This window comes from Aureimonas altamirensis, from assembly GCF_023702225.1.
Classification (GTDB): Bacteria; Pseudomonadota; Alphaproteobacteria; order Rhizobiales; family Rhizobiaceae; genus Aureimonas; species Aureimonas altamirensis_B.
The window spans coordinates 107,520-116,688 of the sequence record NZ_JAMQCO010000011.1 but is presented as its reverse complement, the minus strand read 5'-3'; the positions used below and the strand labels follow the sequence as shown (position 1 = coordinate 116,688).

General features: G+C 56.3%; 9 protein-coding genes. 5 read left to right on the top strand and 4 right to left on the bottom strand.

What is annotated here, in order from left to right:
* Positions 1 to 15: 15 nt before the first annotated feature.
* From NDN16_RS17690 to NDN16_RS17675, 4 genes are all read right to left on the bottom strand, one after another.
* Entirely contained in the window at positions 16 to 930 is a 915-nt protein-coding gene (locus tag NDN16_RS17690; protein WP_251114783.1) for a hypothetical protein, read from the bottom strand.
* A 4-nt stretch (positions 931 to 934) separates the two neighbouring features.
* Positions 935 to 1,489 (bottom strand): AAA family ATPase, encoded by a 555-nt coding sequence (locus tag NDN16_RS17685; protein ID WP_251114782.1) that lies wholly within the window; start codon positions 1,487 to 1,489, stop codon positions 935 to 937.
* Between the two features lie 70 nt (positions 1,490 to 1,559).
* Positions 1,560 to 3,098 (bottom strand): GNAT family N-acetyltransferase, encoded by a 1,539-nt coding sequence (locus tag NDN16_RS17680; RefSeq protein ID WP_251114781.1) that lies wholly within the window; start codon positions 3,096 to 3,098, stop codon positions 1,560 to 1,562.
* Positions 3,073 to 3,867, bottom strand: a complete 795-nt coding sequence (locus NDN16_RS17675; protein ID WP_251114780.1) for a helix-turn-helix domain-containing protein — start codon at positions 3,865 to 3,867, stop codon at positions 3,073 to 3,075. The genes NDN16_RS17680 and NDN16_RS17675 overlap by 26 nt, the downstream gene beginning before the upstream one ends.
* 554 nt (positions 3,868 to 4,421) lie before the next feature.
* Between NDN16_RS17675 and NDN16_RS17670 the strand changes: the two genes are divergently transcribed.
* The 5 genes from NDN16_RS17670 (at position 4,422) to NDN16_RS17650 (ending at position 9,058) form a co-directional block, all read left to right on the top strand.
* A complete protein-coding gene (locus tag NDN16_RS17670; protein WP_251114779.1) occupies positions 4,422 to 5,504 on the top strand; it encodes a hypothetical protein in 1,083 nt (360 codons plus the stop codon).
* Positions 5,501 to 6,274, top strand: coding sequence for a hypothetical protein (locus tag NDN16_RS17665; protein WP_251114778.1), 774 nt, complete (start codon positions 5,501 to 5,503; stop codon positions 6,272 to 6,274). The genes NDN16_RS17670 and NDN16_RS17665 overlap by 4 nt, the downstream gene beginning before the upstream one ends.
* Positions 6,271 to 6,936 carry a hypothetical protein gene (locus tag NDN16_RS17660; RefSeq protein WP_251114777.1) on the top strand — a complete coding sequence of 222 codons (666 nt, stop codon included), beginning with the start codon at positions 6,271 to 6,273 and terminating at the stop codon, positions 6,934 to 6,936. The genes NDN16_RS17665 and NDN16_RS17660 overlap by 4 nt, the downstream gene beginning before the upstream one ends.
* Positions 6,937 to 7,374: 438 nt before the next feature.
* A complete protein-coding gene (locus tag NDN16_RS17655; RefSeq protein WP_251114776.1) occupies positions 7,375 to 8,007 on the top strand; it encodes a tyrosine-type recombinase/integrase in 633 nt (210 codons plus the stop codon).
* A 304-nt stretch (positions 8,008 to 8,311) separates the two neighbouring features.
* Complete coding sequence (locus NDN16_RS17650) at positions 8,312 to 9,058, top strand: hypothetical protein (protein WP_251114775.1); 747 nt, start codon at positions 8,312 to 8,314, stop codon at positions 9,056 to 9,058.
* Positions 9,059 to 9,169: the final 111 nt, after the last annotated feature.

Sequence of the window (9,169 nt, the reverse complement as noted above, 5' to 3'; positions counted from 1 at the left end):
ATGAGCCGTGGTCGTCTAAGCTACACCACTCCATGGGACACGATCAATTTTTACGAATGCGGAGAAACCGTTAAGTGGTTTTGTCTCATCGTCTGAAGTTATCTTACGCCAGTGGTAGACGACCATTCCATCGTTGAGTCCTTGGGGAACATATTTTTCCCAAATCTCGTTCTCTAACAATCGACTCTTGTGCCACTCCGCATGCGACGATGTTATCGATGAAACTACCGGAACCACTGCGAGGAATACTACGCGGTGTGTCTTCGCAACACCGTGTAGAGTAGACTCCGCCCGAAGAGCAATGGACCTGGGTAGTGTGCGAGCTTCATTCAGACGGCAATCGATGTACTCGATTGCATCGAAGCCACTTGTCCAACCCTGATCCTGAGGCGCTATGTAGGTAACGAACGGTCTTTCCTTCGGGGTCTTCGACATAATTCGAAAGCGAAAGTAGCCTTGGCGCACCGTATCACTCGACTGCATGTGTAGCGACTGTAACGCAACCGCAGTTATAGATATAAGAGTACCACCCTCCACGTGCTCAGTCATCAGCTCATCTAAGTCTATACCATCCACACCAGTGGAGAAGACGTGAACACCGCAGTATATTCCTTTCGTCCCTTCTAGCTCTACAGACCGTTTATTGCCCGCGTATCTAGGCGAGAGAGGCTCGTTGAATATGCCTTGTGCAAGATTTGGCTCAGCGAACTCCGCACCGAGTTCTCGGATTTGTCCCCGATCGAGGTGTATTGGAACAAATATTCTAATGGCACATATAGCAGAAGGATCATCCACTAGGATGCCTACCTCGAAGAAGTCAGAACGCTTTCTGTCTGAGAAGTGCCAGAGATTAACGTGATACTCTGCTCCAGTGTCACCAGCGCCTTTCGACTTTTCGCACCAAAACGCTATTGTCTTCCTATCAGACATGCCGTTACCGCCCCGCCGCCTCTAGTACTCTGCTCAGATCGTCAGGGCTTGCGCATAGTAAGGACGTGAAGGGTATACCGAGTTCATATGCGATCTTTCTAGCATGCTCTTTTGCCTCCGATTGCTGGTGCCTTAGCGTTTCAGCATCCCGGAGGGGTCGGTTCCGCAGCGGATCACGCAAGCGATTTTCAACGATCTTCCTAGGCTCCTGCTCCAAGAAAACCATGAGCTTTGCCCCTAGCTTTTTAAAGACCGTAGTATCTATGTGGCGCAGGCCCTCGGGGGTATCTACGACGACATGGGCATCCACCACCAAATTGTCCGCAACCTGGCTACGAACCCGTTCAAAGCCTCGTTGGAATAGTTCTTGATTCTCGTTCAGGTCTAACAACCGGATGTCGTCGTAGATAACCTCTTTCTCTGTCAGATCGGAAATCTGCTCCATTATCGTTCTACCAGCGGAAACGATGAAAAATGGATTGGAACGAGAAACTTCGTTCAGCAGGAAGCTTTTCCCTACTCCAGAAATTCCCGTAACAATGGTGACCTCTTGTTTCATGATAAGGAATGTCACTTGGTTTGCGCCGACGTAAAGATCGTACCCTTGGCACGTGTATCATTTTCCCACTTCAGACCTCGAACTGAAGGTTCGACCTCTCGACAAGCTCGGTAAGAAGCTCGTGTCGAAGAACATAAATTGATTGTTGAGGATGCCCATTCACGACGCCGATCGTTCTCAGCTCCTCAAGCGAGATCGCTGGCTCGATGTAAGCGACTAAGAGGTAGTTAATCACTTTAACCGGGCGCCCAGGCGACGCTTCCCAAGCGTCGAGTTCTGCTTCGCTGTAGACGGAACGGCCGCCTGTTAGCTGCATCAGATCCTTTGTCGATTTCGCCAGCGTCAGGCTTTCAAGGATTCCAAGAGTGGTTATCGCCTGGGAGGGCAGCTCCTTGGAGGAGCTTTTGTAAAAAAACAAAAGCGAACCAGGTGGCCCAAGGTTCGATTTAGCTCTACAGAGGTAAACTTTCCGAATGGTGTTACCTGGTCTCGCGATAGTTTCAGCTCGTGACGCGCCGCTGAAGAGGTCCGATTGCCTCGGGTTCCAAAGGTCCGGATACAATGTGTCATGATAGGCTTCCATAATTGGAATACCAAATCCCTTCGTTTCGCTGTCGAGAACGAACCGTGGGTAGTTCTCACGCGCTTCATCAAAGCGCGATTTACCGGTCGACCGAACGAGAGCCTTCTTGGAGAATTTCCGTTCGTAGATATGCTCGCCGTTCAAATTCTTCGTAGGGCTTTGAAAGCCATAGTACTCGAGAAGTTCTCTCAAGGCGACCTGATCTGCGTAGGTGGTTAAGTAGGCAAGGTCATAGTTATTTCTCTGTGCATACCATATGACTTGCCTCAGAAGTAGCTCGCCAAGTTTGACCCCCCGGCTTTCGGGGGCGACTTTGAAGGTGCAAATCTTTAGAATCTTTTCTGCCTTTGTGACAGCATCCGTATTATTCGCATTCTCGTCTTTGCGGACGATCAGGCCCGCCAGCCGGTCGTCGTCGTAGACGACCCAGCAAGGGCGATGCTGTTTCACACACTTCTCACGCCACCAATCATCGAACTCCGGGTAGCCTTCTCGCAGGCTGCAGAAGAAGGGGTCCTCCGCGTTGATCTCGTGAGCTTCCACCTCACCTACATGGCGGATCGGTACTGCTTTGGGCTCGTAGGTTTGGATAAGGAGTTCGACGGCGTCGACGACGAACAGGACGCGTCGGGCGAGATCAGCTGATCGGCTTTGGGCCCGTTGATGAAGCCCCTTGTCTTGAGTTACCAGAAAGTCAGCGGCACCTATCTCGAGCGCGTGCAATAGGGTTGCATCGACAACGTCGTTTGCCTTTTTCAGCGGGCCGAAAGCAGCTTCCAGTTTTGCCTGCATAAGCCCGCGCTGCTTTCTGAGGAGGCGATACTTTCCGATCTTGCTGGATGAAATCTCACGCCGTCTACTGTCCTTATCTCGTGCGATATCATCTTTCGCCGCTTCGTGGACAAAAACATCAACCTTATAGGTCAGCGCGAGAGCATGAAACTTAGAATAAGCAACTTCGACCGTATGGTTATCTTCAAGCCCGATCAGTATGTTCGTATCAATGAGATACGATTGCTGGCTCATCTTGAAGGGCCCTTCTCAGATCACGCTTAACGTAGAGGAATGACTGCGGCGGCTCAAACCCAAAATTCTGGCGCAGTTCATGAAGCGGTAGGGGGCGAGAAAAGGATCGCACCTCATCGAAAAGAAGCGCATAGCCGTGAGCGAGTCCTTCAAAATACTTCTCGAAGTGCGGCCGTTCGATAAACGCCGTGCTTTCGAACTCGGCCCATATCTGCTCGATCGGTAACCTGAGCACATCACGGATCGCTACTGTGCCAACTATCGCCTTAACAGGCGAACTTGAATAGATATAGGCAATGACACCGTTTGGCGCAGAGACAGGAAACCGGCGTCGCAATTCAACGGTCTTCTGACCGGCCAGGATCTTTTCGGAGTAGATAGGCTTGATCGATATGACCACGTCTCGCTGCGGCTTGAACGAATCATCGGTCAGTAAAGGCAGAACGAGTTGATCATCATTCCCGCATTCGACATCGAAATGGGTACTATGCAGTCGAGCTGCGATTGGCGCGTCCGTTGGGAAGTGAGCGTTCAAGCGTAACGAAGCGCCAAGAGCTTCTACATAACGCTGGACTGTACTGAGGTAAATTTCTTCCCCTCGCTCAATTTTGGAAATCGCAGCCTGTTGAACCTGCATGCGAAAAGCAATCTGCTGCTGCGTCAGTCCTGACAGGATCCGCAAGCGCCGAAGTCCGGGCCCGACTTGAGCCGTGTCGGCCGCGCTTTTGACGGCTTGTGCCTCAACGATCTTTCCGGCAAGCCTGCCCATGTTCTCTTGCCTTCCGAGGTCGCCCCATGGAGCGTCATTCCTTGCGAGGAATATATCTGCATTTTTCATCGGTTACAACGTAGCCGGAGATCCGAACGCAGCCGCCGTTCAATTCGGCCGATATTGTTCGCGTTTGAGTGCGCCCCGGTCGGTCCGCTTGAGGTATATTTAAAACGAACCGCCGTCGAGCCGCGCGACCTGCTGCCGTTCGGTCTTTAGGCGGAGCGGCAGCTATTAGCCTAAATCTGTTTAAAAGGGGACAGTCCGGAATCCGCCCCGTAACGGCCGCGGAAAATCATTTCCTCGACCAGACAAGTGTTGATGGCGCCAACGGCCATATTGGGATAGGAAGCGGAGGTTGAATAGGAGCCGACCACTCCGCTGGAAAGGCACCAGGCAGGCGTTTGACCTGTCGGTGCGCGCGTGGAGCAAGCCGCGGCGCGCCTCGGCGGGGCGGCAAATCTTACGCTTTCGGCACTATCCGCGCTGCACAAGATCGCCGCAGGTGGTCACTGCAATTACAAACCTGCTAAGCTGATGGCGGGAGATCTATGATGAGCGAACTTTACCTTTGCGCCGGTGACGACGGTCCGGAAAGCCTCGTCAGTCTGCTCGCATCCAAAGGTTGGGAAGGCCGCATTGACGGCTTTGGCAACGGTATGCCAATCGTCGCCGTGCCCGAGCCTGATGAGCGGCTTCTGCGCTTTACGGCCGAGCTGCTGCGCTCGGAACGTCTACGTAGCGCGGGAGTGTTCGTCCAGCGACTTCACCCAGACGATCTCTACTTAGCCGCCGAATGGTGGGGGGGGCTGGTGGTCGAGGGCGACCTTGTCGTACAGGGTGATGTTTTCGACGGCATTTTGGTGTTCGAGAAAGCATATGAACCGCGCAATCTATCAATTCTGAGGATCGCGCCTGAGGCTGCCCATGATGTCTTACATGATGAGAGCGGCGACATTGGCCCCATCGCGGCTGTGCGAATGCGGGCCACGGAGGTCCTTGCCGATCCCGTTCGCTACTATGGCGAATTCACCAAAGCAGAGGTCGGCGGCGCGAACGCCCTCTATGCGGCAGGCTTGGAAGCGGCTCAGGAACGCGGCCTGCCCGCTGGCGAGATCCTTGTGGGCGACCCTGCAGCATTCGGGTTCGAAGTTGACGCCGGCGAGAACTCGATCGTGAGATGGCGGCGCGACGGAGTGATCGCGGCCGAAGCGGCGGGTTTTGGGCTCGGGCACTGGGACGAGGCGATGCAGCTTTACGCTGCTCACGGGCAAGAACTGGACCTCCAAGACCTCCAGCTTCGGGCAGAAGAGTGGAGCCACCGTGGCCTCAGATATGGCATAGCCATAATTTTTAAGGGCCTCCAGGATCCGCCAGTGGCGATCCCCATGGGTGCGGTGTTCCAGCAGCCATCGATAGGTTCTCCGATGCAGACACTGGGCATCGCCCAGCCGGCAAATGTCGTGGTGCCGGCCGGCGCTACGGTCCCGCTGATTCTCCCGGCTTACTGCCTCAACCCCTCGTTCTTGCCGCCAAATGGGCCCGTTGCCCCGACGCCGCTCCTTGCGTCCGCAGTGTCAGGTCCACAAGGTGCTGTCTGGGACGGCATCAGCCGACGCTACAGGGGACAATCATGAGCGGCGGACGGCCAACGGTCTGCGACCCGCAGATCGAAGCCTGCATCGCAACGTCAACAGCGGCCGGCCTTGCTGCCGTCGCGGCGCCTTACCGGCCCCGCATCGAGAGCCAATATGTAATCAAATACACAAATGCGAAATTTGGTGGGGCGTATCCGCCGTCACCCAACGCGAAGTCCGTGCCTGGCCTGTTTGTATCGCCTAGCCCAGGCTTTACCTGGGGTGACGGCATTTACGCCTGTCCCGTCGCCTATCCGATTTCTGGTGCGATCTATGGCCGCTGCGGGATAGTCGCCGAACTGCCCTCCACCGCTGGTTGGCGAATTTTCGACGCGACCAACTCCCATAACGCATGGCTGTATGTTCAGTGGATCCAACTGCAGCCAATCTACCCGATGCTCACCCTGACAGCGCATGGGCTATTCGCGAACCAGCTACTCCGAAACCTCTTCAGGACCCGTTTCAGCATCGACGTGGTGGTGTTTCATCCGGACGAGTTCCACGCAACCTACACTCAAATCGCTAGCGATCGGTGGCTGGCCATCACGGAGTGGACGCCGTCGGGCCGGATTGCGTCAGGCGTACCTGCCCATCGGCCAATTAGTCCGCGCTTAACGGTGATCCTTGCTGAGGAGTTTGAGCTCAAGAAGCATGGGATCCGCCGCCAGGCTTTGATCGGTCCTACCCCGGCTATTGCATCGATGACGCCGACGGCCAGCGACGTAATTAACGCATACACGGCCTCCAACTTGCTGTGGGTGGGCGCATGACGCTGGAGATCCTGCTCGCACGTCGGCTGCTCGAGGCGGCGGTAGATCCGGAAGCGCCGCGTGCGCTCGCCGAGGAAGCTGGGGCCGAGCTTGCCGAGATCGCGTCGCGCAATGCTGAGGGGGCCTATGGCTCGTTGCCGCTCGGCAACCTTGAGGGCCTGAAGTCAGACGATCTCTCGCCCCTGGTCTGGCTGCTCTTGCTCGACGGGCGCCGGGCGGGCGACGCTGAGGTGCCGCCCGAAATATTGGAGACGTTGTTTCTCGATAGCCATGACCCGGCGATTAGATTCCGGCTCGTCAGCGGGGCACTGGCGCAGCCTGGTGCTACAGCGAGCTACGAAGGATCTTTGGGCGCGGATTTTGCTCCCGAGCGCATCGAGGGTCTGCCCGTCACCTGGCCGTGGAAGCGATTGGATCGCATCCGGCAGCTTGCCGAGAGCCCCATCGGCGCTGATACTGCGGCGGCTAGCCAGCTGCTAGCGGAATTCATGCTGTACCTGTTGCAGGACGGGTCTGACGCGGCCTTGGCCTTGGCGGCCGGCGCAATCGCGCCAGCGGATAGCTGGCGCCAGCCTGCCCACGAGCTTGTACGCAACGCCGTGCGGAGCGCTGATCCAGATCTTTCCGGCTACGGCCGGGTTTTTCGGCGGGCACGCATTTAGCGGTTCGCGCTCCCGCCGCGAGGCCCGCTGCGGCGCTGGTTCGTCATCACGAGGGACTAACGCCGGTCGTTAACGAGCTGCTCCATTGGTTAGATCGCAACGGAGGTCCAATAGTTGGGTGTTCGGGGGCATATCTCGCAGCGTTGCCGTTTACCTGATCCGAGACATCTTCAGGGGGCGGAGCCAGACGATCGAATGTCCAGTCTTCGGCCGGAACCCAATGTCAGCTCATGGCGCGGTGGCGCCGCAAGGCGATCATAGCGACAATGTGTGAGTTGGGGTCGCAAGCCGACGAGGCAAACCTTGCCCAACGACGCGAAGCTAGAATGGCAGCTTACCGCCGAGCCTTTCCTAAAACCAGACCGTCCGGAATCGGCCCCCGAGCGGTAGTGCCTGCACTGTTTCTCCTTTGGCCAATCAAGGCCAAGGAGAACTCACATGGGTCACTCTCAATACGATTATGCTGGCCGCGAACGCGCGGCTTGGAATGCTGGAAAGAAGGTAGGAACCAAACGGCCGCTCACTCAGAAACAGATCTGGGCTGTCCGCTTCTGCCTCGATCGCGAGCGCCGCATTCGTGACCGCGCCCTGTTCGATCTCGCGATCGACAGCAAGCTGCGCGGCTGCGACCTCGTCAAGATCAGGATCCGCGATGTGGTCTCGGGGCCGGAGATCAGGACTCGCGCAATGGTAGTTCAGCAAAAGACAGGGCGGCCGGTCCAGTTCGAGATTACCAATGATGTCAGAGCCAGCCTGCTGGCTTGGCTCGAACGGCGTGGCGGCACGGTCGAGGACTATGCCTTCCCCAGCCGGGTCGATCACGCACACCACATGAGCACAAGGCAGTACGCGCGCCTTGTTGACGAGTGGGTGACTGCGATCGGTCTGCGTTCAGAGGAGTATGGCACGCACTCGCTCCGTCGTACAAAGGCATCAATGATCTATAAGGCGACGGGCAATATCCGGGCCATCCAGATCTTGCTCGGTCACTCCAAAATTGAGAACACCGTCCGGTATCTTGGCGTCGACGTGGAGGACGCGCTGCTCCTAGCCGAGCGAACCGAAATCTGACATTGAGCGGCCATCCGACGGAGCTTGGATGGCCGCTTTGACGCGCGGGAAATCTTGCCGTCCCGCTCATCATGGGGTGGAAAGCGGAATGGCGGCTTTTAGCTGGGGACTTATAGAAGCGGACCTTCATCGAAAGCTACCCACCTTCAGCTTCGCGCCCTCACTTCGCCCATTGAGGAAACTTGCTATCGCGCGGGCGGGGGCATCGTGGGTGAAAGAATTACGTCGCTGTATCGGAGACTAGGGTCGACAGACCGCTAGTGATATCGGTGAAACAATCGGCGATGGAGGGACAGGAGGGGAAATGGCCGCGAAAGATCGACAGCCAAAAGGACTGGATATTAGGCGCTACACATCGATACCCAGTGTGATCGACACACTGCGCAGACGCCAACTTTCTCTCCTTGACCCCCAGTATTGGGATGACAAAAACGACAGCTACTTCATGCGGCTCTACAAGGAATATCGTGGCGTCAAGGGTCTATATGCGATGTGCGCGGCCATGTGTCCAGAGACTTACCACCACTGGCGGATATTCACTGGAACTGGAAATGGCGGAGCATGCATCGTTCTGCGGCGCAACCTTGTAGAGGCGTATCTCAGAGACGTCAAAATGCCGACAGGCGAAAAGGTAAGGTTCGACGAGGTCGAATACCTCAAGCTTCCCGAAGCAAAAAAGCTTGGTCCCAAGGATGTCAAAAGGTTGCCATTCCTCAAGAGGGTCGGATTCGTTGACGAGGACGAGTATAGGATCGTCATAGAGTCCTCGAAGGATCAGCGAGGGGCGTACCAAGTGGACTGCCCTTTGGAGTGGATCGAACGCGTCTACCTTAATCCATGGCTCCCGGAATCTGTTGCCGACAGCGTAATTAATACTCTTCTTGAGCTCCCTGGTTGCGCAGACTTGGACATCAAGCATTCGCGCCTGATCGATAGCACGACGTGGAAGAAAGCGGGGGACCGAGTAGCAGGCAAAAAGACGGGGCAGCAGCTCAAGCTGTCGGCGCAACCGCGGAAAAGAGCCACTGGAGGCCGTAGCAAAGCACGTTAGGCTGTAGCGCGAACCCGCGATGCCCGTTCCCTTAGGCCTCAGCGGCGCGTACACCGCGGCGGGGATCGGGTGGTTACGGTCACTGCTCCGTCCGAGAGGGGATTAGGCGAC